The sequence below is a fragment of the Bifidobacterium eulemuris genome (genome assembly GCF_014898155.1).
GTDB classification, from domain to species: domain Bacteria; phylum Actinomycetota; class Actinomycetes; order Actinomycetales; family Bifidobacteriaceae; genus Bifidobacterium; species Bifidobacterium eulemuris.
On the sequence record NZ_CP062938.1, the window covers coordinates 2,269,204 to 2,295,246 of the forward strand.

The 26,043-nt window shown below is 61.9% G+C and carries 13 protein-coding genes; 9 read left to right on the top strand and 4 right to left on the bottom strand.

Going from position 1 to position 26,043, the window contains the following annotated elements:
* Window positions 1–80: 80 nt before the first annotated feature.
* From BE0216_RS09445 to BE0216_RS09475, 7 genes are all read left to right on the top strand, one after another.
* Window positions 81–3,992 (top strand): ABC transporter ATP-binding protein/permease, encoded by a 3,912-nt coding sequence (locus BE0216_RS09445; RefSeq protein ID WP_094637261.1) that lies wholly within the window; start codon window positions 81–83, stop codon window positions 3,990–3,992.
* A gap of 792 nt (window positions 3,993–4,784) precedes the next feature.
* Entirely contained in the window at window positions 4,785–6,137 is a 1,353-nt protein-coding gene (locus tag BE0216_RS09450) for an ABC transporter substrate-binding protein (RefSeq protein WP_094637262.1), read from the top strand.
* Window positions 6,138–6,273: 136 nt separating this feature from the next.
* Window positions 6,274–7,191 (top strand): carbohydrate ABC transporter permease, encoded by a 918-nt coding sequence (locus BE0216_RS09455; RefSeq protein WP_094637263.1) that lies wholly within the window; start codon window positions 6,274–6,276, stop codon window positions 7,189–7,191.
* The gene (locus tag BE0216_RS09460; RefSeq protein WP_094637264.1) at window positions 7,188–8,156 is read left to right on the top strand and encodes a carbohydrate ABC transporter permease; all 969 of its coding nucleotides are present in this window, start codon (window positions 7,188–7,190) and stop codon (window positions 8,154–8,156) included. Before BE0216_RS09455 ends, BE0216_RS09460 begins: the two co-directional genes overlap by 4 nt.
* Before the next feature lie 51 nt (window positions 8,157–8,207).
* Complete coding sequence (locus tag BE0216_RS09465; protein ID WP_094637265.1) at window positions 8,208–10,322, top strand: beta-galactosidase; 2,115 nt, start codon at window positions 8,208–8,210, stop codon at window positions 10,320–10,322.
* A 32-nt stretch (window positions 10,323–10,354) separates the two neighbouring features.
* Window positions 10,355–11,410 (top strand): LacI family DNA-binding transcriptional regulator, encoded by a 1,056-nt coding sequence (locus BE0216_RS09470; protein WP_094637266.1) that lies wholly within the window; start codon window positions 10,355–10,357, stop codon window positions 11,408–11,410.
* Window positions 11,411–11,641: 231 nt separating this feature from the next.
* Window positions 11,642–16,876, top strand: coding sequence for a glycosyl hydrolase 53 family protein (locus BE0216_RS09475; protein ID WP_094637267.1), 5,235 nt, complete (start codon window positions 11,642–11,644; stop codon window positions 16,874–16,876).
* A gap of 229 nt (window positions 16,877–17,105) precedes the next feature.
* Here BE0216_RS09475 and BE0216_RS09480 read toward each other — a convergent pair whose 3' ends face one another.
* Complete coding sequence (locus BE0216_RS09480; protein ID WP_094637268.1) at window positions 17,106–19,067, bottom strand: sugar porter family MFS transporter; 1,962 nt, start codon at window positions 19,065–19,067, stop codon at window positions 17,106–17,108.
* Window positions 19,068–19,413: 346 nt separating this feature from the next.
* Here BE0216_RS09480 and BE0216_RS09485 point away from each other — a divergent pair, with 346 nt between their 5' ends.
* Both BE0216_RS09485 and BE0216_RS09490 read left to right on the top strand, forming a co-directional pair.
* Window positions 19,414–20,289, top strand: a complete 876-nt coding sequence (locus tag BE0216_RS09485) for an aldo/keto reductase (protein ID WP_094637269.1) — start codon at window positions 19,414–19,416, stop codon at window positions 20,287–20,289.
* Window positions 20,290–20,427: 138 nt separating this feature from the next.
* Window positions 20,428–21,168, top strand: coding sequence for an HNH endonuclease family protein (locus BE0216_RS09490; RefSeq protein ID WP_169714285.1), 741 nt, complete (start codon window positions 20,428–20,430; stop codon window positions 21,166–21,168).
* Window positions 21,169–21,635: 467 nt separating this feature from the next.
* On the opposite strand, the gene BE0216_RS12240 is transcribed toward BE0216_RS09490, so the two are convergent.
* The 3 genes from BE0216_RS12240 to BE0216_RS09500 form a co-directional block, all read right to left on the bottom strand.
* Window positions 21,636–22,043, bottom strand: a complete 408-nt coding sequence (locus tag BE0216_RS12240) for an MFS transporter (RefSeq protein WP_404801813.1) — start codon at window positions 22,041–22,043, stop codon at window positions 21,636–21,638.
* A 9-nt stretch (window positions 22,044–22,052) separates the two neighbouring features.
* Window positions 22,053–23,288: an MFS transporter gene (locus tag BE0216_RS09495; protein WP_404801814.1), complete on the bottom strand. Its 1,236-nt coding sequence runs from the start codon at window positions 23,286–23,288 to the stop codon at window positions 22,053–22,055.
* A 1,164-nt stretch (window positions 23,289–24,452) separates the two neighbouring features.
* Complete coding sequence (locus BE0216_RS09500; RefSeq protein WP_094637270.1) at window positions 24,453–25,895, bottom strand: ATP-binding protein; 1,443 nt, start codon at window positions 25,893–25,895, stop codon at window positions 24,453–24,455.
* Window positions 25,896–26,043: the final 148 nt, after the last annotated feature.

Below are 26,043 nucleotides of genomic sequence, written 5' to 3' on the forward strand. Positions count from 1 at the left end.
GCCACGGGTATGCGCGGGCCGCTAAGGTGACAGGTGGCTAGGCGCGAACAACCGCGCCGACGGTTCGCTGAGAGGTTCGCATGTTCGACAAACGACTGTTTCAGGTGGCGCCCGGCATCGGACGGCTGATCGCCGGTAAAGTGCTGTGCATGTGGATCGGCCTGCTGGCCAATATCGTGTTCGTGGGCACGTTGGTCATGATGCTGTCCGCCATGGTCCTTGCCGCCGATCCGCATTCCTTCGCCTGTGATGCCGCCGCCGGCGCCGATTGCCCGACCAATCTTTTCGGCATCGCGGCCGTGGGCGTGCTGCCCGGCGACATGATGCTGTACGCGGGCGTCCTCATCGCCTGCGCGTTGGTGCGCTACATCACCACCCGTCTTGCGGCCCGTTGTGGCACCGAAGCCGCCGAACGCGTCAAACTCGGCCTGCGCGAGCGGCTGTACCGCAAAATGCTCGCCCTCGGCCCCTCCTACTCCTCGCGCGTGAAAACCGCCGACGTGGTGCAGTCCGCCGGCGAAGGCGTCGAACAGATCCAATCGTTCTTCGAACTCTTCCTACCGCAGTTGTTCTATGCGATTCTCGCGCCGATCACTTTGTTCGCCGTGATCGCGCCGCTGAACATGCCCACCGCCGTGACATTGCTGGTCTGCGCGCCCCTGATCGTGATCGTCGTCGGATTGGTCGCCATGAGCGCCTCCCGAGCGTTCAAAAAGTATTGGGGCCGCTACACCGATATGGGCGCCGCCTTCCTCGACAACCTGCAAGGCCTGGAAACCCTCAAAACCTTCGACGCCGACGCGCAGGCCGCCGAACGCATGGATGAGAAGGCCGAATCCTTCCGCGTGATGACCATGCGCGTGCTGCAGATCCAGTTGCGCTCGCTGGCCGCCATGGACGCGGTCGCCTACGGCGGCACCGCGGCCGGCATCGGCGTGGCCCTCTGGCAGTACGCCGGTTCGGATGGATCCGCCGCCACCGGGCAGACACAGAGCGCGCTCTCCTCGCTGCTGCCGTTCACCGTAGGGACGTCGCTCTCCCTTGCGGGCGTGCTGCTGATCGTGCTGCTGTCCGCCGACTTCTTCATTCCCCTGCGCCAACTCGGCTCCTACTTCCATGTGGCGATGAACGGCATGACCTCCACCAAGCGCATTTTCGCGCTGCTGGACGCGCCCGAACCCCAGCATGGCGATGGCGATCTGCCTGCGGATACGAGCGTGGACGTTGAGTTCTCCGCGACTTCGTTCGCCTATATGTCGGATGAAGGGCAATCCACCACGGCGCTCGCCGACGTCTCCTTCACCGCTCGCCCCGGCCAACTCACCGCCATCGTCGGCGTCTCCGGCTCCGGCAAATCGACCGCGGCGGCCCTACTCGCCGGCCAAATCACCGGATACGACGGTTCGATCCGCATCGCCGGCATGGAACTTGCCGACCTGAACGCGGCCTCGCTCACCCGCGCGATCACTCTGGTCGGCGCACGCAGCCACCTCTTCGCCGGAACCCTGCGTGAGAACCTGCTGATGGCCGATCCCGCCGCCACCGATGACCAGCTGTGGGAGGCTTTGGAGCGCGCCCGCGTGGCTGACTTCGTACGCGTCCAGCCGGTTGGATTGGACATGCCCATCGCTGCCGACTCCGCGAATCTTTCCGGCGGCCAGCGCCAGCGCATCGCCATCGCCCGCGCCTTGCTGCACAACAGCGCCATCATGATCTTCGACGAGGCGACCAGCAGCGTGGATGTGGAAAGTGAGGCGCTAATCCTCGCCTCAATCCGTGAACTCGCCGACCGTGGCGCAACGGTCATTATGATTACGCATCGCATGGCCAACGCCGTCGATGCCGACCAGGTCGTCGTGTTCTCGCATGCCGCGGCCGTCGAATCCGGCACGCACGCCGAACTCATTGCCGCCGACGGCACCTACGCCACGCTGTACCACACGCAGCAAGCCATCGAATCCGTCTCCAATCCCGCCCATCACGCCGACCGGAGCCTCATGGACCGGGGGCATGAGCCCGCGGATGCAACGGCTGACCCCGCACCAACGTCACCGGCCGCGGTGCCGGAATCGACGCCGGTATCATCGTCGGCGTCGGCATCGTCCGCAAGCCGATCCGCAACCATCGGCACGGTCGCCGCCGACGCGACCTCCCACAGTGGTCAACAACCCGATGGGCCGAACGCGCCGACGGAAAGCACCTTCCGTCTCGTCTCGCGTCTGCTCAAGGAAGCCACGCCGCTCGCGCATCTGATGACGGCCGCGGTCGTTTCCGGAACCGTCGGCCATCTCGCGGCCACCTTCCTGCCGGTGTTCGGCATCGTCGCCGCGTTCGCGCTCGCCGGCAATCCCGTCTGGGGGATGGGCGTCGCGCCGGCCGTCATCTGCATGGTGGTGTGCGCGCTGCTGCGCGGTTTGATGCGCTACGTCGAACAGTATCTCAACCACAACGTGGCCTTCCGTCTGCTCGCCCTGTTCAGGTCCAAAGCGTTCGCCGCGCTGCGCCGCCTCGCCCCCGCGAAGCTCGCCGGCAAAGGCAAGGGCGACCTGATCGCGTTGGTCACCACCGACGTGGAACTACTGGAGATCTTCTTCGCGCACACGATCTCGCCGGTCGCGATCGCCGTGGCGACCAGCGTGGTGTACGCGCTCGTCCTACTCACGCTCAGCCCGTGGCTCGCGCTACTGCTTGTCGTTTCGCATCTGATTATCGGTGTGATCGTGCCGCGTTTCTTCACCACCGGCGTGCAGAACCTCGGCCCCACCATCCGCCGCCAATCCTCTTCGCTGGACGACGCGGTACTCGATGATATGCGCGGCCTCGACGAGATCATCCGCTTCGGCCGCGGCGAGGACCGCGTTGCCGGCATCGTGGAACGCACCAAGGCGCTGTGGGCCGAACATGCGCATCTGAGCCGCGTCAACGCCGGATTCGCCGGCGTCGGCGGCGTGCTGGTGCTGGTGCTGACAGCGGCCGCGGCGGCTGTGGCGATCGCCGAGGCCACTGTCGAGCCGGCGAGCATCCCCGTATTGGTGACGGCGGTCGTGCTCTTGTCCAGCTCATTCGGGCCGACTTTGGCGCTGAGTGCGCTGCCCGCGAATCTTACGCAGACCTTCGCCTCCGCACGCCGACTGTTCGCGCTGATGGACGAAGCGCCGGCCGTGACGGAAACAGGCTTCGAATCGCCTGCCTATACGGGAATGGCGATGGAGCATGTCGATTTCGCTTACGATTCCAAGCCGGGGGAGAAGGTGCTCGACGACTTCGGCATGGACGTGCCGCGCCATGGCGTGCTGGGCGTGCAGGGCCCGTCCGGCCGGGGCAAGTCCACCACATTGAAGCTGCTGATGCGCTATTGGGATCCGCAAGGCGGTCGGGTGACTCTGTCCGGCATGGCGTTGCCGCGGGTCGACGCGCATCATCGCCGCCGCGTGCAAACCATGATGAGTCAGGAAACCCACCTCTTCGACGGTACCATCCGCGAGAACCTGCTTATCGCCCTGCCTGATGGGGTTGATGAGGATAGCAGGGCCGATGACGTTGATGGCATGCTGCACGAGGCGCTGCGTAAAGCCTCGGTGTTGGATTTGATTGAATCATTGCCTGATGGCCTTGACATGCAGGTGGGGGAGTTGGGTGACCGCCTGTCCGAGGGAGAGCGCCAACGCATTGGCCTGGCGCGCATATTCTTGCGTGACGCCGATCTGGTGTTGTTCGACGAGCCGACCAGTCGCCTGGACGCGTTGAACGAAGCCGTGATCCTCCAGTCGATCAACGATCTGGCGCGTCCCAATGCCCGTGAGCGCAGGATTGACAAGGATGGCACTGAAAACGCGCACGGCGCTGAAGGTGCGTGCGGTGCTGAACATGCGCACGGCACAAACGATGAGAGTGTTGAGACCGGCATGGACAACCCGTCCGGCAAGGCCGTCGTACTGGTCTCACACCGGGAATCTGCCATGCGCATCGCGGACATCGTACTGACAATGTAATCCCGCGTTTCGCCAATATCGTACTACCGATGTGATCCCGCACTTCGCCAACATCGTGCTGTCGATGTAATCCGTTTACTCGTCATCTCGGGCAGAACGTTTCCCTCTTTTGTCATGCTGAGCGGAGCACAGCGGAGCCGAAGCATCTCTCGTGAATGGCGACGGAGCTCCTTGCGCCTCGGGCTGAAGCCCTTCGCTCTAGGATGACGTTGATAATGGTTATTTGTCATGCTGAGCGGAGCGCAGCGGAGTCGAAGCATCTCATACGTCCGATACTGGTATATCTGCGTTACCGGTAGTGTTCAAGAGGCTTTGCGGAGGTCGATCTGCGTTACGGGTAGTGCCCATATGCGCTGAGGCCGTATATGATCCGCGGAATACCGGGCCTGCTAGAAGCGATATGGCCGATATGGCACTACCGGTAACGCAGATCGACCTCCGCAGACCGCCAAATCCACTACCCGTAACGCAGATAGGTTCTTGCGGACCGCGAAGCAGATAGGTTCTCGTGGACTGGAAGTGTCGAGTGCCGGCAGGACCGCAAGGACTTTTACGAGGTCATGATTGGTTCCTGTGGGCTGTGATTCACGGGTGCTGGAGGCTGTTTTCCTGGGAATACCAGGCGTGTCGGGGATGTTTGACAGATTGGTACACAGGTGTATCATAGAGGCATTGGTACACAGATGTACCAACGGGGAAGGCCCCAATAACCAAACAGCGTCGCCTGCTGGGCGCGGTGGCAGCGGAAGCCACCGCAAGGCCGGTCGGGCGGCGCGAGTGAAGGAGAGCAACATGCGCAACGGTAAGAAGATCATCGCCGCAACGGCCGCCGCGGCGACCCTTGTGAGTATGGCCGCCTGCGGTTCCAGCAACGGTGCAGGGGATGGCGGTTCCTCGAGTGGAGACGCCACCACGGAAATCGTCATCTGGGGCTGGGATTCCGGCAACGTCATCAACGAAGTGATTGAGGCCTTCGAGGAGGAGAACCCCGATATCACCGTCAAATTCAACAACACCGGCACCGCGGCCGACACCCAGACCGCTTTGAGCAACGCCGTGCAGGCCGGCAACGGCGCCCCCGACGCCGTGATGCTTGAGGATCCCACCGTCACCCAGTTCGCGGTGACCGGCGACCTGGTGGATCTGAGCCAGTTCGGCGCCGACGAGTACGCGGACGACTTCACCGCCGGCCCGTGGAACAAGGTGCAGTACGACGGCAAGCCCTATGCTCTGCCGATTGACTGCGGTCCTGAAATGTTCTTCTACAACAAGGCCGTGTTCGACGAAGCCGGCGTGAACGCCGAAGACATCAAGACGTGGGACGACTATTACGAGGCCGCCAAGAAGATCCGCGCCATCGGCTCCTACATCACCAACAACGCGGGCAGCTCCATGGAATACCAGCCCTTCACCGCGCAGGCGTGGCAGGCCGGCGCGCAGCCTTGGAAGGTCGATGGAGAGAACATCACCATCGATATGACCGAAGACGAGGGAATGCAGCGTTACATCGAGTTCCAGCAGAAACTCATCGATGAGGACCTTATCGACACGAAGACCCAGAACTGGTCCGACGACTGGAACCGCGAGCTCAACGACGGCACTCTCGCCTCGCTCACCATCGGTGGCTGGATGCCCATCAACCTGATCAACGGCGCTCCCGACCAGGCCGGCAACTGGCGCGTGACCACCATGCCGCAGTGGGAGGAAGGCCAGTCGATCGGCGCCGAGGACGGTGGCTCCGCATGGGCCATCACCACGCAGTCCGACAAGCAGGAAGCCGCCTATAGGTGGGTCGAGTACATCACCCATGGCAACGGTGCCGTGCTCAACTCCCAGACCGGTACGCTGTCTTGCCTGAAGTCCATCCTGAACTCCGACGAATTCACCGATGCGGACTCCAATAAGGAGACCAACGACTACTTCGGCGGGCAGAATGTGAACGAGATCCTCGCCGAAGCGGCCCAGGCCGACGTCACCGAATTCCAGTATCTGCCGTACAACCCGTACGCACAGTCCACCTTCGGCGATCAGATCTCCAGGGCCTACAACAAGGAGATCACCCTCGAAGAGGCCTTCGCCAACTATGCCAAAGCTCTCGCGGACAACGGCGAACAGCAGGGCTACACCATCACCCTCAAGGGCTGATACGTCGACAGCCCATCGAAATCAACCGATTTCTCATAACGCGTAGCAGCGGAAGGCGGGTTTCCACCCCGCGTGGGACCCGCCTTCGTCATGCCTCGCAGCTCCACCCCCACACCTCATCCGAAAGAGACAAGTCATGACCGCACAGACCTCGGCGGCGACGGCGCCGGAAATCCCCGTCAACAAGCACAAGCGCGACTGGCGCGGCTGGAAGTTCATGGGACCGTTCGCCGTGGTGTTCGTATTCGTGTTCATCATCCCGATCGTCTACGCCATCTACATCAGCTTCTTCAAGCGGCAGATGGTCGGCGGCACCAAGTTCGTCGGCCTCGAGAACTACGCGCGACTGTTCGTGGACACGCAGTTCTGGAGTTCGGTGGGCCGCGTGGCCCTGTTCACGGTGGTGCAGGTGCCGATCATGCTGTTCCTGGCCGCCGCGATGGCGCTCGCCCTCGACTCGATGAAACTGCACGGCACGAAGTTCTTCCGCATCTCGACCTTCCTGCCGTACGCGGTGCCGGCCGTGGTCTCGACGATGGTCTGGGGTTTCGTGTACGGCGCGAAGTACGGTCTGGTCGGCTCGCTCAACGACCTGCTCGGCACCAATATCGACGTGCTCAGCCCCGATGTGCTGCTCGCCGCCATCGTGAACATCAACACATGGGAATTCACCGGTTACAACATGCTGATCTTCTATTCGTCGCTCTCCACCATTCCGCACAGCCTCTATGAGGCCGCCAGCATCGACGGCGCGAGCGAATGGCAGATCGTGCGCAAGATTAAACTGCCCGAGCTCAAGGGTTCGCTGGCAATCACGGTGATCTTCTCGATCATCGGCTCGTTCCAGCTGTTCAACGAGCCGAGCGTTCTGCAGAACATGGTTCCGGGCAACGCGATCACCACGTACTACACGCCGAACATGTACGCCTACAACCTGAGCTTCAGCGGCAACCAGTCGAATTACGCCGCCGCGCTGGCCATCACCATGGCGGTGATCACCATGGCCATCGCCTACATCGTGCAGCTCAAGAGCATGAAGGAGCAGATGAAATGACCGACCTCAAAGCACAGGAAAAGGCCGCGAAAAAGGCCGAGAAGGCGCGTCAAAAGCGCATCGCCCAAGACGAGAAGGCCGAGCGCAAGCGTTTCGCGAAGAACGGATTCTCCAATCCGGCGAATCCTACCCGCTCCGTCGCGCTGACCGCGGTGTGCGCGATCTTCGCCGTGTACTGCCTCTTCCCCTTCGTCTACCTCATGATCAACGCCACCAAGACGCAGGCGGACTTCACCTCCACCTTCGGCCTCGGATTCGGCAAAACCTTCGCCCTGTGGGACAACATCGCCACGGTGTTCACCTACCAGGACGGCATCTTCGCCCGCTGGTTTTTGAACACGATCCTCTATGTGGTGTTGGGCGCGGGCGGCGCGACTCTGCTGGCCATCATGGGCGGCTATGCGCTGGCCAAATTCCGCTTCCCGGGCCGCAAGGCCTGCTTCGTGATCATCATCGGCGCGATCAGCGTGCCCGGCATCGCACTGGCGGTCCCGCAGTTCCTCCTGTTCGCCAAGCTCGGGCTCACCAACACCCCCGCTTCGATGATCATCCCCAGCCTCGTCTCCACCTTCGGCCTGTACCTCATGTGGATCTTCTCCGACCAGGCCGTGCCGGACGAACTGCTTGAGGCCGCCCGCGTGGACGGCGCCGGCGAATGGCGCACCTTCTGGCAGATCAGCCTGCCCCTGCTCGCGCCCGGCATCGTCACCACCGCCCTGTTCGCCATCGTTGCCACCTGGAACAACTACTTCCTGCCGTTGATCATGCTTAAGGATTCCGACTGGTATCCGCTCACCATCGGTTTGAACCAGTGGAAGGACCAGGCGAGCACCGCCGGCGGTCAGGCGATCCAGAACCTCGTGATCACCGGATCGCTGATCACCATCATTCCTCTGGTCATCGCGTTCCTCATGCTGCAGAAGTACTGGCAGTCCGGCCTCGCCGCCGGCGCGGTCAAGGAATAGTGGTCAAGGAATAGGGTCCACTCGAGGAGCGAGAGACAAAGGACGGGACGTATGCGTCGAGAATTTCGTTGGCCGCGGCTGCTCACGCCGAACGGCGGCGGCATCGCCTACGGCGGGGACTACAATCCCGACCAATGGCCGGAATCCGTGTGGGATGAGGACATCGAACTGATGCGCCGCGCCCACGTGAACACCGTGGCGCTTGCCATCTTCAGCTGGAGCCGCATCCAGCCGCGCGAGGACGAGTGGGATTTCGACTGGCTCGACCGCATCATCGCCAAACTCGGCGAGGCCGGCATCGCCGTCGACCTCGCCTCCGCCACGGCCAGCGCGCCGATGTGGCTGTATGAACGGCATCCCGAGGTGCTGCCGCGCGACAGGTTCGGCCATGTGGTCAACCCCGGTTCGCGCCAGTCGTGGAGCCCCACCAGTCCGGTGTTCAAAGAGTACGCGCTGGCCATGTGCCGCCGGCTCGCCGAGCGTTACGGGAACAATCCCACCGTCACCGCCTGGCATATAGGCAACGAGTACGGATGGAACAACCGTCACGACTACTCCGACAACGCGCAGACCGCCTTCCGCGACTGGTGCGAGCGCCGTTACGGCACTGTCGAGGCGCTGAACGACGCGTGGGGCACCGCCTTCTGGTCGCAGCATGTGAACTCCTTCGACGAGGTGCTGATACCGCGCCACATGGGCGGCGACTCCATGGTCAACCCCGCCCAACAGCTCGATTTCGAGCGCTTCGGCAACGATATGCTGCTCGATTTCTACAAGGCCGAACGCGACGCCATCGAGGCGATCTGCCCGAGCAAGCCGTTCACCACGAATTTCATGGTGTCCACCGACCAGTGCGCCATGGATTACGCGCTGTGGAGCGACGAGGTGGATTTCGTCTCCAACGATCATTATTTCCACGAAGGTGAGTCCCATCTCGACGAACTCGCCTGTTCCGACGCGCTGATGGGCGGGCTGTCGCAGGGCAAGCCGTGGTATGTGATGGAACATTCCACCTCCGGTGTGCAATGGAAGCCGTTGAACGCCCGCAAACGCCACGGCGAGCTGGTGCGTGACGCGTTGGCCCATGTGGCGTTCGGCGCGGATGCGATCAATTTCTTCCAATGGCGGCAGTCGCGTTCCGGCGCGGAGGCCTTCCACTCCGCGATGGTGCCGCATGCGGGCGCCGACAGCGCGCTGTTTGGCGAGGTGTGCGAGCTGGGGGAGAGTTTGCAGGCGCTGTCCGACGCGGGGATCCAGGGGAGCGAGGTGGAGCGTTCGCGCGCGGCCATCCTCTTCCACGCCGATTCCGAATGGGCCACGCGCAGCGAGACCCTGCCGACGATGAAGCTCAATCACTGGCATGACGTGCGCGACTGGTATCGCGCGTTCCTCGATGCGGGCCTTCGCGCCGACGTGACGCCCCTGCGCGACGATTGGAGTGGATACGACATCGTCGTGCTGCCCACCGTGCTGGTGCTTTCGGACGCGGACGCGCGTCGTATCGCCGATTTCGCGGCCGCCGGCGGCACGGTGGTGGTCGGATACGCCACCGGTCTGGTCGACGACTCCTTCCGCGTCGGATTGGGTGGATATCCGGGCGCGGGCGGCGGCCTGCTGCGCGACGTGCTCGGCGTGCGCGCGGAGGAGTTCAATATCGTGGGCGATGAGGCGCAAGGCGAGGCTTCCGCGGTGGGATTGTCCAACGGCGCGTGCAGTCGCCTGTGGCAGAGCGTCGCCACGGTCACTGATGGGGAGGCCGACGATGTCGCGGTGCTCGCCACCTATGAGGGCGAGGGTGCCGAAGACTGGGAGTTGGGCGGTAGGCCGGCGATTACCCGTCATGCGTACGGTGCCGGCGTGGGATATTACGTCGGCTGCGATCTGCGGCGTGAGGATATCGCCCGGTTCGTCGAAACCGAGTTCGGCGATGCCTCGACCCGAGCGGACAGCCGTCTGATGCACACCAGGCGTGTCGGCGTCGACGAGAGCGGAAACAGGGTGGTCTTCGATTTCTACTTCAACCGTGGATCGAAGAAGCCGGTGAACGTGCCGGAATTCACGGGCGTTCCGCTGGTCGAATACCGCTGCGCGCCGGTCCCCGGCGTCGCGCATGGCCGTGTGCTTCAGCGCAATGGCGTGCTGATCACGCGTCAGCGGCTAGACTAACAAGGAGTGCATCAAGCGGACGGAGGTGAGGTATGGTGGCGCAGGGAGGCAACGGCAGGCGTGTGACGCTTCGAGACGTGGCGCGCGAGGCCGACGTCTCATTGAAAACCGCGTCCAATGTGATCAACGGGTCCGGGCGTATGGCGGAGAAAACCCGCCTTCGCGTGCAGCAGGTGATCGACGAACTGGGATACCAGGTCAATGTCGCCGCCCGCAACCTCAGCCGCGACCACACCGGCTTCATCACCCTCGCCGTGCCCAGCCTCACCCCGCCGTATTTGGCCGAACTGGCCAACCGGGTGATCGACGAGGCCCGCAAACGCGACTATTCCGTCTACGTCACCACCTACGCCGAAGGGTCGGCGAAAGGCGCCCGCGCGCTGCTGGAATCCTTCAACAACACCGTCTCCGACGGCATGATCCTCTCCATGAGCGAGGTCGAAAAACTCGACCCCGAAGACCTGGATGTGAACTTTCCCCTCGTGGTGGTCGGCGCGCGCACCACATGGGGACGGGCCGACCATGTGACGCCCGACGACGTGCAGGCCGCAAGCGAGGCGACCCGTTATCTATTCTCGCGCGGCGTGCGCTCGCTGGCCGTGGTGGGCGCGCGAGAGGAATACGACGAGGCCGAGGCGCTGCGGGCCATCGAAGGCAACGCGCAACTGCGTCTGCGCGGCGTGGTGGAGGAGTGCCTGCGCGAGGGGCACCCACTGGATCCGCGTTTGGTGGGCAACACCGGACAGGACTGGACCATCGGTTCGGGCGCGAAGGTGACGCAACGGCTGATCGACTCGGGAGTGCCCTTCGACGGCGTCGTCGCGTTCAACGATCAGTTGGCGATCGGTGTGATTTCCGCATTGAAGGCCAATGGCGTGGAGATTCCCGAACAGGTGCAGGTGATCGGTTTCGACAACATCGAAGAGGCCGCGTACCTGCAGATTCCGCTGACCACGATGGATTCGCGGCTCGACTGGACCGCGCCCACCGCGGTGGAGCGCATCCTCGCGCGCATCGGCGGCGAGGAGTTGTCCGCCGAGCGTCTCACCACCCCCTCGCGCGTCATCGAACGCAGCACCACCCGATAGCGTTTGGCTCATTGTCGGTTGGTGCATCCGCTCTGTTTGACGTAACTGTGGTACACAGTTGCACCAAAATGATTTCCGTGATACGCTTACGATGTTGGTATACAGGTGTACCAACTGTAATTACTGGATTTCGCAGCACAATGATGGTGCTGTGAGTGGATGAGCGGGTGATCTGCTCGCCTCGAATCCAAATCCAGAGAATCGCAAATCACAGATGATTCGGAGAGCATAATGATTCAGTCTCGACGACTACTCGCGGCGCTGACGGCTGCCGTCACGACGCTGGGCTTGGGTGTTGCCCCGGCCATGGCGGAGGACGTGGGCGAACCGGCGGTCGCGACGGACGGGCTTATCGCCGCATACGACTTCGCCGATGGCGAAGGACAGTCGCTGAAAGACATCAGTGGCCATGGCCACGACGGAACGGTGGAGGGCTCCCAAACCTGGGGGCGCGGCGTCCTATCCTTCGACGGCGGCAATTACGTCAAACTGCCGGATGGCTTGTTGGAAGGGAAAACCGCGGCGACGGTGAGCATCATGGCGAAACCTGACGCGACGGCCAAAACGCGAAACAACTTCCTGTGGAATCTGGGAGGCGACGGCGACGCCGCCACGGGGCAGTTCTTCGTCAGTGCCAACGGCGACAGAGCCGTGATCTCCTCCACCAACTGGAATAACGAGCAGCGCGTGGAGGGTCTGGGACTTACCGCCGACGTCTGGAAGCAGGTGACCGTCACCATCGAACCGGGCGAGAGCGAGGGCGTGTCGACGCTGACGGCCTACGTCGACGGTGAGCAGGTGGGAACCGCGGTCGAATCCACGGTGGGCATCGCCGACCTGAAGGCGCACACCAGCAACTACATCGCCAAATCCGCGTACAAAAACGACAAGCTATTCACCGGTGACGTCAGCAATATGCGAATCTACGACAGGGCGCTCAGCGCGGACGAGGTGCGCGCGATCGCGCAGGCGGATGCCTTGGAGGTGTTCGCCGAATCGCAGCTGAGCGATGAGGAGAAGGTTGCCGCCGACAAAGAGGCGTTGACGGTGGCTGACGCACTGTACGAGGATATGGAACTTCCCTCGACGGGCGTCAACGGATCCTCCATCGCATGGAACGTCGAGCCCTCCGAAGCGCTGTCCTTGGCGACGGATGGGGGAGCGACGAAGGCCGTGGTGTCGCGTCAGGATGCCGATGTGACGGTGACGCTGACCGCCACCATCGCCAGCGGCGAGGTCTCCTCGAACAAGGAGTTCATCGTCACCGTCAAGGCGCAGGGCGAGGAGGAACCCACCAGTGCGTATCTGTTCGCGCATTTCACCGGCGACGAGTTGAAATCCACCGACGAACAGATGTACTTCGCGGTCAGCGAGGACGGCGTCTCATGGACCGACACCAAAAAGGACGGCTATCCCGCGCTGATGAGCGACCTCGGCGAACAAGGCGTGCGAGACCCCTACATTCTGCGCGGACACGACGGCACGTTCACCCTATTGGCCACCGATCTGAGCATCTACGAACGAGGCGGCAATTGGGACGGGACCGTGGACGACGCCAGCACCCAGCTCATCGTCTGGCAATCCGACGATCTGGTGCACTGGAGCGAGCCGTGGACGCTGGATGTGGCCAGCGACATCACCAATATCGTCACCGGAGAGACGGAGGCAGGCGGCGACGCGTGGGCACCGGAAGCCGTATGGGATGAGGAGAACCAACAGTATGTGGTGTTCTTCGCGGTCGGCGACGATCCCGGCGACGAATTCGGCGTGGTCAAAGACGCCGAAGGCAATATCACCTCGCGATCCCAGAACGTGTATTACGTGACCACAAAGGATTTCAAAACGGCGTCCAAGCCGGTGAAGTGGATCGACTACACCAATCCCATGCTGGATTCCTCCGTGCTCAAAGTGGGTGACTGGTGGTATCGGGCCACGGGTTCCGGCACCATTTTCATGGAACGCAGCAAGGACCTGTATGCCGTGGCCAAAGGCAACAGCCCGACCGAGAACCTCAATGCGAAAGGCGGATGGGAATTCGTCGGTTGGTTGAACAACTATCAGAACACTGCCGGTTCCGGCGCGCAGACGATGCTCAATACCACCATTGGCTTGGAAGGCGGCGAGCTGTTCCTATACAACGAGAGTGATTGGGCGGCCGGCGACGACGGCGAGAGCGTGCCGACCTATGGCGTGATGGCCGACCGTTTCGCCAACAAGCAGGGTTATGTGCCGTACGTGACCACCGATCTATCCGACGCAACCGGTGCCGCCTGGTCGAAGGGTGCGAATATTGATTTCGGCTCGTTGAAGAAGCGGCATGGCTCGATTCTGCCGATCACCCAAAGCGAATACACGCGCATTATGGCGGCATACGTCGGTTCGGAATCCAGTACGACGCTTCAGTCGATCACCGTGGCCGGCGTGGCCGTGGATATGAACGCCGCCGCGGAAGAGGGCGGTGCGACCGTCGAGCTTGCGCAGGATGTGAGTTTCGACGCGGGCGCCGATGTGGTGGTCCGCACCTCCCAGCCGCAACAGTCCGCCGAAGTCGGCTATGACGCGACCACGGGAACATTGCGTGTGGACGTCACTTCGGAGAACCGTCTGGCCAAACGCTCCTATGTGATCGCCGTGCGGCAGAACGGACAGCCTCCGGTCAGCCCGGATCCCGTCGATCCTGTCGATCCTGTTGATCCGGAACCGGTGCGCGCGGATATCAACGTACGGAGAATCGAAGGCCTCTCCGACGACTTCATCGGCGGCGGCGACATCTCGTCGATGCTGTCTCTGGAGGAAAGCGGAGTCGTGTTCAAAGACTCCGACGGCAACGCCGGAGACCTGTTCGCGCTGATGAAAGCCGGCGGCATGAACTACGTGCGCCTGCGTGTGTGGAACGATCCCTACACCGCGGACGGGCAGGGCTACGGCGGCGGCAACGTGGACGTGGACCGCGCCATCACCATGGGCAAGCGCGCCACCGAAGCCGGGCTGAAAGTGCTGGTCGATTTCCACTACTCCGACTTCTGGGCGGATCCCAGCAAACAGCAGGCGCCGAAGGCATGGAAATCCTTCGAAGGCGACGCCGATAAGACCGCCGACGCCGTGTACGAGTATACGGTGGAAAGCCTGAACAAGTTCAAGGAAGCCGGTGTGGACGTCGGCATGGTGCAGATCGGCAACGAGACCACGGCGAAAATCGCGGGCGTCACGGGATGGACCGGTATGTCGAAGGTGTTCAACGCGGGCTCCCGCGCCGTTCGTGAAACGCTTCCGGATGCCAAGGTGGTGTTGCATTTCACCAATCCGGATCGTGTGGGCAGCTATGCTAACTTCGCCAAGTGGCTCAACGACAACCAAGTGGACTACGACGTGTTCGCCAGCTCGTACTATCCGTTCTGGCATGGCACGACCGAGAATCTGACCAACGTGCTCAAGCAGGTGGCCTCCACCTATAAGAAGGACGTGATGGTCGCGGAAACGTCGTGGGCATACACGTTGGAGGACGGCGATGACGACAGCAACACGGTTCCCAAGAAGGTTTCGGGCACGGAGCTGAAGAAATACGACATCAGCCCGCAAGGTCAGGCCGATGCCGTTCATGACGTCGCGGAAGCCGTCAACAACGTTGGCGACAACGACGGCGACGGCGAAAACGACGGTCTGGGCGTGTTCTACTGGGAACCCTCTTGGCTGCCGGTCGGTACCGGAGGCAAAGGCAACGCTGAGCTTGTTGAGCTGTGGAACACCTATGGCGCAGGCTGGGCAACCGAAGCCGCAGGCGAATACGATCCGGCCGACGCCGGCAAGTATTGGGGAGGCACGGGCGTCGACAACCAGGCGCTGTTCGATTTCGACGGCAAGGCGTTGCCTTCGTTGAACATCTTCTCCTACCTGCATACGGGAGCGGCCACCGAGCACGTGTTCTCCGCGATCACGCCGGTGGAGATCTCCGCCGCGGACACGGACTCCATCGAAGCCATCAAGGCGATGCTTCCCGCCGAGGTGACCGCCGAGTATACGGATGGGGTGGATGAAACCGAATCCGTCACCTGGCAGTCCGATGCGCTCGACTGGATTCGGGGCGCCGGGACGTATGTCATCACCGGCACCACAACCGCCGGCCATGAGGCCACCGCCACCATCACCGTGGTTGACACCGCAACCATGAACCGTGTGACGGACGGCAGTTTCGAGGATTCGTCGAACGATGGCGCGTGGACCATCTCCGGCATCTCCGGCGCCGCATCCATCAAAAAGCAGAACCCCTCCGACGGAGAGCGGGCGTTGTGCTTCTGGTACGGTTCGGCCTTCGAATTCTCCGCCTCACGCACCATCTCCGGTTTGGAACCCGGCGAATACACGCTGACTGCCAAAAGCGAGGGCGCGTACAAAGGAGGCGACGCCGAGAGCAATCCGTTGACGCTCTCCGGCAAAGGCGACGCCGACGAGGCCGCCGTCTCGGCGACATTGGGCCTGACCGCATGGAACGATTGGCATTCCGCTTCGGCGACCGTCACCGTGGGAGAGGAGGGCAGCGTGGAGATCTCCATCGGTGGATCGTTCGGGGCCGGCGATTGGGGTTCGATCGATGAGGTTTCTCTGGTCAAGAAAACCGAAAGCCACACCAAACCCGACTCGACCGCATTGGACGAGGCCGTCAAACGCGCCCAAGACGTGGATCGCGACGCCTACACCAGCGAGTCCCTGTCGTTGCTCGACCAGGCGGTGATGGCGGCCAAGGTGCTGCTTGCCGGCAGCACCTACACCGAACAGGACATCGCGGATGTAGCGAAGCTGATCGACGATGCCATCGCGGGCCTGTCCGGCGAGCGGCTGGCCAATATCACGGTCGACCCGCATAAAACCGAATATCAGGTGGGTGATGAGATCGCGGCCGACGATCTTGACGTCACCGGCGTGTACGCCGCGGGAGCGGGCACGGTGGAGCTGACGGCCGACGACTACACGCTGTCGTACGACTTCTCCAAGCCCTCGGATGCGGCTACGGTTACGGTGACACTCAAAGCCGACGCCAGCATCACGGAAAGCTACACGGTCGTCGTGAAAGAGGCCACGACGGATTCCGACCCCGAGCCGAGCCCGACTCCTGATCCTGACCCGGATCCTGAGCCTGAGCCAGATCCGTCTCCGGATCCTGAACCTGAGCCGACTCCGGACCCTGAGCCTGAACCTGAGCCGAGCCCAGACCCGGACCCCGATCCGGCTCCTGATCCTGACCCGGATCCGTCTGCGAACCCTGAACCTGAACCGGATCCGACTCCCGGTCCCGGTGAGGGTGATGGGTCGGGTTCGGGTGCGGGTTCCGACGGCGAGTCTTCGCAGGACGGTAGTTCGGATGGTCCGTCCGTCGCCGTCACTGGTGCGGGCGTGGTCGCGCTTGCGGCCGTGGCGGTGTTGTGCGCCGTCGGTGCCGTGGTCGCGTTCGTCGTGCGGCGTCGTGCCTGATCTCGAATAGATTGTCAAACGCTCGTCATGCTGAGCGGAGCGCAGCGGAGTCGAAGCATCTCTTGCGAATAGTGACGGAGATCCTTCGACTCCGGGCTGCGCCCTCCGCTCAGGATGACGAGGAGAAAGGCCTGTGCCCTCCACTCAGGATGACGGCAGAAAATGGTTATTCGTCATGCTGAGCGGAGCGTAGCGGAGTCGAAGCATCTTCACAGGATGGCGCGAACCCCTACTGCTTCTTATTGACGATGAGTGTGTCGAGGAAGTCGAGCACGGTGTCGATGGCCCGGTCCTCGCGGGCGCGGTCCTCGGCGCTCTGCTCCGGTTCGTCGCTCTCCTGCGAGGTGGACGACTCCTTGGCCTTGCGGAGGATCTCCAAGGCGGCTTCGGCTTCGGCCAAGCGTTCCACGTCGATCGAAATCGTGGCGGCGTCCACCACGTTCTCGTCCACCTCCATGGTGGAGGAATCGTCGTTAGACCGCTCGGTCCCGTGATGCAGTTTCGGTTCGACGATCGCCGCATTCACCGTATGCGCCACACGCTCGGCATGCCAGCGCTCCTCTTCGGCCAGGCGTGCCGTCTCCCTCGCATTGGCCCATTCGGCCGCCTGATTTTCCAATTCGAACAGCTGCTTATGCGCGCGGACGCGCTCGCGTTCGGCCTGCTCGATCACACCCATCGCCTGCATGCGTTCGTTCTCCACACGCGCCAGCGTGATCTCCGCCCAACGGATCTGCGCGCCGGCGGACGCCAACGCCATGCGGGCCGAAGCCATGGGCGTGCGCGGCTGCCAATCGTATTCGATATCCTCCAACATGCGGTCCATCGTCTCCGGAACCAATGTGATCACGCCGATCAGGCAGATCAGGTTGCAGATGGCGAACAGGAAGAACGTGCCCCTGCCTCCCCAACGTTCGAACATCAGCGGCGTGAACTGGCCGATGGCCCAATTCGTGGCCAGCAGGAACGCCGTGCAGATGCCGGTGGCGCGCCCGCGCAGGAATGTGGGGAACAATTCGGGAATCATGATCCACGGAATCGGCCCCATCGAGAACGCGAACGACGCGGTGAACAGCATCACGGCCACCAGCGTGAGCGTCTGGTCGCCGATCAGATACGCGTAGCTGATCAGCAGCGCGAATACGGCCATCAGAGCCGAACCGATCGCCATCAGGCGTTTGCGTCCCACCGCGTCGATCAGATACATGCCGATCACGGTGAACACCAGCTCCACACCGCCCACGCAGGAGGCCGCCAAAAACTCGGTGTTGTCGCCGAAGCCCAGATGTTTGAACATCGTCGGACCATAGTAGGAGATCGCGTTCATGCCGACGAGCTGGTTGCCGATCGCCAGAAAAATGCCGATTCCCAACGCCTTGCGCAGGCCGGGGCGGAACAGGTCGAGGAAGGAGGCGTTGAGCTCGCGCTCACGCACCACCGACTCGTGGATGACCTCCACCTGCTCGCGGGCGCGCGTGGTGCCGAGAATATGCTCCAGCACTTGGAAACCCTCATCCTCACGGCCCTGCTGGATTAGGAAGCGCGGGGATTCCGGCACGACCAGCATCGCGATGAAGAACACGGCCGCCGGCACCGCGCCGAGGCCCAGCATCCAACGCCAGCCCCACTCCACATTCCAAAACAGGGAGCCGTTCTCGGCGATGAAATAGTTGATCACATTCGTCAGGAAGATGCCGCAGATGGCCAACAGCTGGAACGAGAACGCCAGTGTTCCGCGAATGCTGGTGGGGGCCGACTCCGTGATGTAGGTCACCGCCAACGCGGTCGCCAAACCGATGCCCACGCCGCCGACGATGCGCGCGATGATGAGATCGAACGGCGAGAACGTGAACGCGCTCCACAACGCCGCCACGAAGAAGAAGGCCGCGCCGGCCAGCAGGATGCGGCGTCGGCCGAACCTATCGGACAGGAAACCCGCCATCGCCGCGCCGAACACGCCGCCGATCATAATCGACGAGATCACCAGTCCCTGCAGCATGGTGGACAGGTGATAACGGTGCTGCAGAAAATCAATCGCGCCGGAGATCGACACAGTGTCGTATCCGTAGAGCAGACCGGCCAGACCGGCGCTGAGCGCCAGGCCAAACGTATACCGACCGGTGCCACGCGGCTGCACGCGATTGCCCAACGGGTTGCTGTGTTTCGAAACCGCCTGAAACAGTCCCGCCATCGCTCTTCCTCTCAAACGCTCAACGGGGAACATGACCATCCTAGCCGTTTCGGACGGGTTCGTCACGCGGCGTCTTATCGTATGTTGCCGAATATTCGGCAAGCGAAACGGATATCGGCCGCGCGGGGCAGGGGAGAGAGGGCGGGCAGCCGCGCACGGGCGGGGCCGAGGTCCGGACTGCGTGAGTCCGGACGGGGCCGTGGCAGGCGGCCGTGCGCGGGCGGGTGCGAGACCAGGTGGGTATGCCGGCGATACTGCGCAGACAGGCGGCCGCGCGTGGGCGGGTCGAAGGCGTGCGCATATCGCGTGCGGGACGTACTCTGAACACAGCATCGAAGGAGGAACCATGACCGACGACCAGACCGCAGCGACCGCCCCCGCCATCCCGTCCATCGAGCTCTCCGACGGCAATCGGATCCCACAGATCGGCCTTGGCGTGTTGCGCATCGACGACGAAGGCGTGGTGCCCGTCATCGAGAGCGCTTTGGAAGCCGGCTACCGGCATATCGACGGCGCCGCCGGATACAACAACGAGGCCGGCGTGGGCCGCGCGCTCGCCTCCACCGGCTACAACGCCGGCGAAGCCCGACGGAGCCTGTGGGTCACCACCAAGCTGCGCGACTCGCAGCAGGGCTACGATTCGGCCCTCAAAGCCTTCGACGACTCCCTGAGCCTGCTGCGGCTCGACTACGTGGATATGTACATGCTGCATTGGCCCACCCCCTTCGACTGGCGCAGCGGCGAAACATGGAAGGCTTTCGCGCGCCTGCGTGAGGAAGGCCGCGTGCGCACGCTTGGCGTATGCAACTTCCTGCCCGAACATCTTGAACGCCTGCATGATGAGACCGGCGAATGGCCCACCGTGAACCAGATTGAACTGCATCCCACCTGGCAGCAGCGCAGCGTGGTCGCCTTCTGCAAGGAGCACGGCATCGCGGTGGAGGCGTATTCCCCGATGGCCCGCGGCGCGGATCTGGCGGCCGGCGACGGCGCGATCGAACGCATCGCCGAAGCGCACGGCGTCTCCCCGGCACAGGTGATTCTGCGCTGGCATGTGGAGAACGGCACGATCATCATCCCCAAATCCGTGCACGCCGAACGACAGCGTGAGAACCTCGACTTGTTCTCCTTCGCGCTCACCGCCGACGAGCACGCCGCGATCGACGCGCTCGACGGACCCACCCGCGCCGGCCACGACCCGCTCACCTTCACCTATGCGTGACGACGAATGCGCCACACGGTGGGGCGTCATGTGGTGGGTACGCCCATGCGACGGACGCGTCATGAGGAGGCGTGCGTCAGATGATGCTGTCGGACAGTCCTGGGTTCGGGTGTGCCATGCAGTGGATGTGGAGGCATGATGGCGCGTAGAACGCATTTCAGGAAGCGTCGTTTCAACGCGTCGAATCCTTTGGAACGCGTGCTGATCCTGCTGGTGATTGCCGCGATGGCAGGCGTCAGCATCGGTCTGGGACTGCCGATGTTCAGCCCTACCGTGTCCAAAATCACCGGCGGATATACGGCCACCGGCGATGCCGCTGACACGCTCGCCACGCTCACCGTGGATGACGATCCCGACTCGTCCGGCTACGACCGCGATCTGTTCGGCTTCCGTGAAACCGACGACGACGGCAACGGCTGCGACGTGCGTGAGGATGTGCTGGCGCGCGATCTGACCGACGTGGTCTACACGTATCCGGGCGGTTGCCAGGTGCAGTCCGGCACGCTTGACGACCCTTACACCGGCGAAATGATCCAGTTTGTGCGCGGCGTCGACACAAGCGCGCTGGTGCAGATCGACCATGTGGTGGCCTTGGCGAACGCGTGGCAGTCCGGCGCACGCGATTGGACCACCGCCGAACGGTATCGTTTCGGCAACGATCCATACAACCTGCTGCCGGTGGACGGCGCCGCCAACCAGGATAAGGGCTCCGCGTCGGCCGCCTACTGGCTGCCGACGAACGGCGATTACCGCTGCTCGTACGTGGCCCGCCAGATCGGCGTCAAAGCCAAATACCAGCTCACCGTCACCTCCAAGGAGAAGGACGCCATGCTCGCCGTGCTCCACTCCTGCCCCGGCCAGCCCGTTCCCGAATCCTGAAGCGCTGTCTCCTATTGGAGCCAGCGCTTTGCTCGCCAGCGATTCGATGTCCGGAGGGGGTTCGTTTGGCTCTGTCTTGTTATTTCTATCCGTGCGTTCTCCATGCGGAGAATAACTCGTCAGAGTCGCCCACCCACGCGTTTCGTAAATTTCGGTTGTGCCCGCAACCGCTATTCCTCAAACTCTCATAACCCGTATTTTCCCAAATCTTGCAGACGTCGTTTTCTGAATCCTGCCCATGGAGTTCGGATCTTGTCTGTGAGGTTCGCTCCCCCTGCTCGTCAGCTTTGCCCTTTTGGCGTTGCGCACGCAGTGATATCGAGTTTGGTGTGTCCGGCTTCGAAGAGGTGCGTGGGTAAAACGTTTGATTCTCGAGTTTGGTGTGGGGAAAACGCCTTCTCTCCCAATTCGGACACACCAAACCCGAACCCCGTCCTGTCGGAGGGCGAGGAGAGCGGGGAAGTGGGTTATTTGCCGCGGTGCGCTTCGTGTTGGGCGCGGGCGCGGGCCAAGGCGCGCTGGGTCACGTCGCGCGTCGAACCGGCACCGTCGCCCTTGACGCCGAACAGCACAAGCGCCACCATGCACAACACCAGAAAAGCGCTGATGCGCAGCGCCCATTGCACTCCGAAGATGTTCGCGGCCGCATAGGTTTCCGCTCCGCCACCCAGCGCCGCATGACGCATGTCGGTGAACGTCTCCATAAGAATCACCAGCACGGGCGCGCCCACGGCACCCGCGATCTGCCTCGCCGTATTGGTCACGGCCGACCCTGCCGACACCTCCGAAGGCTCCAGGCAGTTCAACGACCATGTGGTGATGGGCATCAGCACGAAGCCCATGCCGATCTGCCGCACGAACTGCCAGATCGACACCCACCAGATTCACGAATCCGCGCTGATGGTGCTCATCATGGCGGTTCCGAACAGCAAGGTGATCGACCCGATCAGCGCCACTGGTCGCGCGCCGAGACGGTCGAGCGTTTTGCCGCCGAGAAACTGTGAGATGGCCTGTCCGAGTGCGCCGGGCAGCATGATAAGGCCGCTCATGGTAGCCGAATATCCTCGGTCGTCTTGAATGTACAGCGGCATGATCACCATAATCGAACTGAACGCGAAAAACGACAGCGACGCGCATAGCGTGCCGATGGTGAACGATCGGTTCTTGAGCACGCCCAGATCCAACAGGGGCGGCTGAGTGGCTTTGGCCCGCGCGATGGCTTCGGCGCTGGGCGCCGTGCCCTCGCCGGCGGCGACGCCCATTTTGGCTCGCGCCACGAACTGTGCCGCCTCCTTGAAACGCCGTGCCCCACGCACCTGTCGCATCACGAACCATACGATGCCGCCCAACCCGATGATCATGGGCACCCACACCATCGGATGCGTGAACGCATAGGATTCGATGTTCGTGAATCCGAACATCAGCCCGCCGAATCCGAAAATCGACAGGCCCACGGAGAAGAAGTCCGCTTTGGCATCCTTATCGTTCGCGCCGAAGTTGCGCAGCCAGAGCGCGGCCACAATCAAGGAAATGGCGCCGATAACGGTGAGCGTCAGGAAGATGGAGCGCCAACCGTTCATGTCGGTCTGCCATCCGCCGATGGTCGGTCCGATGGCGGGTGCCACGCTCATGGCCATGCCGACCGTGCCCATGGCCATGCCGCGCCGCGACAGCGGATAGATGGAGAAGACGGTGATCTGCAGAACCGGCCACATCACGCCGGTGCCGACCGCCTCGAGCAGTCGCCCGAGCAGCACCAGCACGAAGGACGATCCGAGCCACGCCAGCAGCGATCCGATGGTGAACACCGCCATGGACGCGATGACGATCTGGCGTGTGGAGAACCGCCGGGTGAGGAACGCGGTCAGCGGCACCATCACGCCCATCACGAGCTGGAAGATGGAGGTGAGCCATTGCCCGGTGGTCACGGAGATGCCGAATTCGGAGACGATGGTTGGCAGGGCGGCGCTCAACTGCAATTGCGTGAAATTGCCGACAAAGGTGATGAAGGTCAATATGGCGATGGAGATGAAGGCGGCCCTTGTGAGGTGTCCGTTCTTATACGAGTCCTCTTGGGTCAGCACTGCGTTACGGCGTGTTGTGCTTACGGCTCCGGCCATTCGTTCTGCATCTTCTTCCTGCCGTCGGCGCGCCCTGTCTAGGCTTGCGGCGACGCGAACACTTTACGCCCACCTGTGCCCATCCGTTTGGTTCCGGTCCCGTCCGGTTTCCATCCGTTCCCGTCCGATCCTGTCTGATTGCGTCCGGTTCCGTTTTGATGGTTCCGTCTGGTTACGGTTCGTTCTGTCCGGTTCCGTTTGATTCCGGTCTGATTGCGCCTGGTCCGTTTCCGTCCCGTCGGTTTCCGTCCAATCCTGTCTGATTGCGTTTGGGCCCGGTCCGTTCCCATCCGGTTTCGGTCTGATTGCGCCTGGTCTGGTTATGTTGGAGTGGATGCTTCGATAGCTACTGTCATGTCATCCACGCTCATATTCCCCCAGCGTGGATGGATTGTCAGTTACTGACCGTTCGTCCACGGTAGCGTCTGTGTCAGTGTGGATGGATTGATGGTTGCTGACTGTTCGTCCACGGTAACGCTCGTCAGTGTGGATGGGTTGTCAGTTAGTGACCATTCATCCACGGTGACGGCCTCGTTAACGTGGACGGATTGACAGTTACTAGCCATTCATCCACGCTCACCACATTCACCATGGATGAGTCGACAGTATGTAACAATTCATCCACGCTTACATGCCCCTCAGCGTGGATGAATCGTCAGCATACGCCGACCCTTCCACGCTGAGAACCAATCAAACGTCAACGGCTCTACTTTCGCTTGAAAACCTATCAAATCGTAATTTGATGAAACGTGATTTGATATATGTCATTCATAGGCTGCATGGACGAAGTCGCCTTTATATGGCCGCGCGACCGGAATGCTCAAGTTGCAGCCCATGCCGTATTAGGACACCGTGCGATTTTCCCTGACTACAGCGCGCGGGATAAAGCTCCCGCAGCGTTTGAGTGGCCTATCGCTCCTTTGCACCGATTGCTTGCATACAAGAGACCCGTAAGCATGCAAATAACATACTTACGAGTAGGATACTTATAAGTATGCTATTTACAGAGTCGAGGGCGACTTATCTCCGGCTACGACACCACATATTTCATGTTCTTCAGCAAGGTTGAAGTCTCCGAAGCGACGCGAAGCAAATACGCGGGCAAAGTCGAATTCCTTTCGTCCCAAGACCTTTACCGCTAGCCGCCGCGCCCGCACGTCATGCTTATGCGTTCGATGCTGTGCCCGCGTCGCCGCCGAACATGATTTCGGCTGAGATGACGAGTAGATCGGCTTCATTCCTTTGCCGCGCGGTCTCGGCGAGCTCCTCGGTTTTGAGGAACAACGCATAGCTGCGCTCATTGAAACCGGCAATCAGGTGGGAGCGCGACCGTAGTGTGGCGATAGTATCCGCGACGTTCAGGCTGTTCTTCCATTTACATTCGCCGAGCAGGAGCCTCCCTTCACTGCGATTGGCAGCGATGACGTCGATATCGGCCTGTTCGCGCGTGCGCGGGTCTCCGCCCCACCATTTGCCGAATTCGGATGCGAGGAAAGGCAAGTCTCCTTCGCCGTTCGCACGCGTGATCCACTGTTGACATATCGTTTCAAACTGCTGTCCGACGTACGTGTCGAGAGCCGGCCCGAACACCGCCGTTCTGGCCGCCGTCTCGCCGGTGCCGTTTTCTATGCTTGCCATATGAGGCCCGACAAATCGGTGCCAGAATGCGAAGAAGGGGTCGCGGATCCGCCACAGCCCCTTACGGGATCGCGAAGGATCCTCTCCGAAAGGCACCTGTCGTTCGATGAGTCCAAGATCCTCCAAGACTTTGAGATATTTGCTGACCGCGCTGGCGGGGGAGACACCCGCTTGGTCCGCGATGACGTTTTGCCTGGTGGCTCCTGCTCCGATGGCGTTCATCACTGAGTTGTATACCGTTGGGTCTCGTAGCTCCTGTCTAAGGAGCATCAGGGGTTCTTCATACAGCAGTCCGCTGGTATCGAACATGAGTTCGGTGACGTTCTGTTCGAAGCTCAAATCGGGGCGGATCTGCTTGAGATAATACGGAGTGCCGCCAAACGTGGCGTAGTATCGCACTTTATCTTCGGTGGAGGCGAACTCCAGCATATGTGCGGCTTCAAAGGCGTTGAATGGTTTGAGGCGGATCTGCCCGGTTCGCCTGCCATACAGAGGACTTTTGTAGCCCAACACCTCGCTTTCCATGAAGCCTTCGTTGCTGCCGCATAACACCATCATGACGTTGGTGTCGTTGAAACCATGGTCGATGGCAATCTGCAGGGTGGAAGGCAGTGATTGCTCGCTCAGAGCCGCATAGGGGAATTCGTCGAAAACGAGGAGAATCCGTTCTCTTGGCTGTGCTTTGGCTTTTGCGATGACGTAATCGAACGCGTCGCCCCATGTCGAAAACTGCGGAGTGGCAGAGGGCTGATTGAAGAATGCGTTGATGACGCGAGAGAAGTCCCGTAGATTGTTGGTCGAGGTTTGCTGGCTTGCGGTGAAGTACAGGGTCCGTTTGTTCTTCGAGAATTCGTCCAACAAGGCCGTTTTCCCCACACGCCGGCGCCCGAGGATCACCATCATTTGGAAGTTGTCACGTTCCCATTGACGTCTCAATGCCCTTAACTCGTGTTCGCGTCCCACAAACATATTTAGACCTCCGTGCGTATAATACTCATAAGTATTATACGCACGGAGGTCTAATGAGGAGCCTGCGATTTTTCCCCAATGCCTGTGCCTCCGCATCTCCGCACCGAAATGCCCCTCAAAGAATCAGAGGCAAGCACGAGTCGCGAAA

Coding starts and splice junctions, on each gene's coding strand:
- BE0216_RS09455 (WP_094637263.1), top strand. CDS start 6,274: ATGACCGCACAGACCTCGGCGGCGACGGCGCCGGAAATCCCCGTCAAC.
- BE0216_RS09490 (WP_169714285.1), top strand. CDS start 20,428: ATGGCGCGTAGAACGCATTTCAGGAAGCGTCGTTTCAACGCGTCGAAT.
- BE0216_RS09445 (WP_094637261.1), top strand. CDS start 81: ATGTTCGACAAACGACTGTTTCAGGTGGCGCCCGGCATCGGACGGCTG.
- BE0216_RS09475 (WP_094637267.1), top strand. CDS start 11,642: ATGATTCAGTCTCGACGACTACTCGCGGCGCTGACGGCTGCCGTCACG.
- BE0216_RS09500 (WP_094637270.1), bottom strand. CDS start 25,895: ATGTTTGTGGGACGCGAACACGAGTTAAGGGCATTGAGACGTCAATGG.
- BE0216_RS09460 (WP_094637264.1), top strand. CDS start 7,188: ATGACCGACCTCAAAGCACAGGAAAAGGCCGCGAAAAAGGCCGAGAAG.
- BE0216_RS09485 (WP_094637269.1), top strand. CDS start 19,414: ATGACCGACGACCAGACCGCAGCGACCGCCCCCGCCATCCCGTCCATC.
- BE0216_RS09450 (WP_094637262.1), top strand. CDS start 4,785: ATGCGCAACGGTAAGAAGATCATCGCCGCAACGGCCGCCGCGGCGACC.
- BE0216_RS09480 (WP_094637268.1), bottom strand. CDS start 19,067: ATGGCGGGACTGTTTCAGGCGGTTTCGAAACACAGCAACCCGTTGGGC.
- BE0216_RS09495 (WP_404801814.1), bottom strand. CDS start 23,288: ATGGCCGGAGCCGTAAGCACAACACGCCGTAACGCAGTGCTGACCCAA.
- BE0216_RS09470 (WP_094637266.1), top strand. CDS start 10,355: ATGGTGGCGCAGGGAGGCAACGGCAGGCGTGTGACGCTTCGAGACGTG.
- BE0216_RS09465 (WP_094637265.1), top strand. CDS start 8,208: ATGCGTCGAGAATTTCGTTGGCCGCGGCTGCTCACGCCGAACGGCGGC.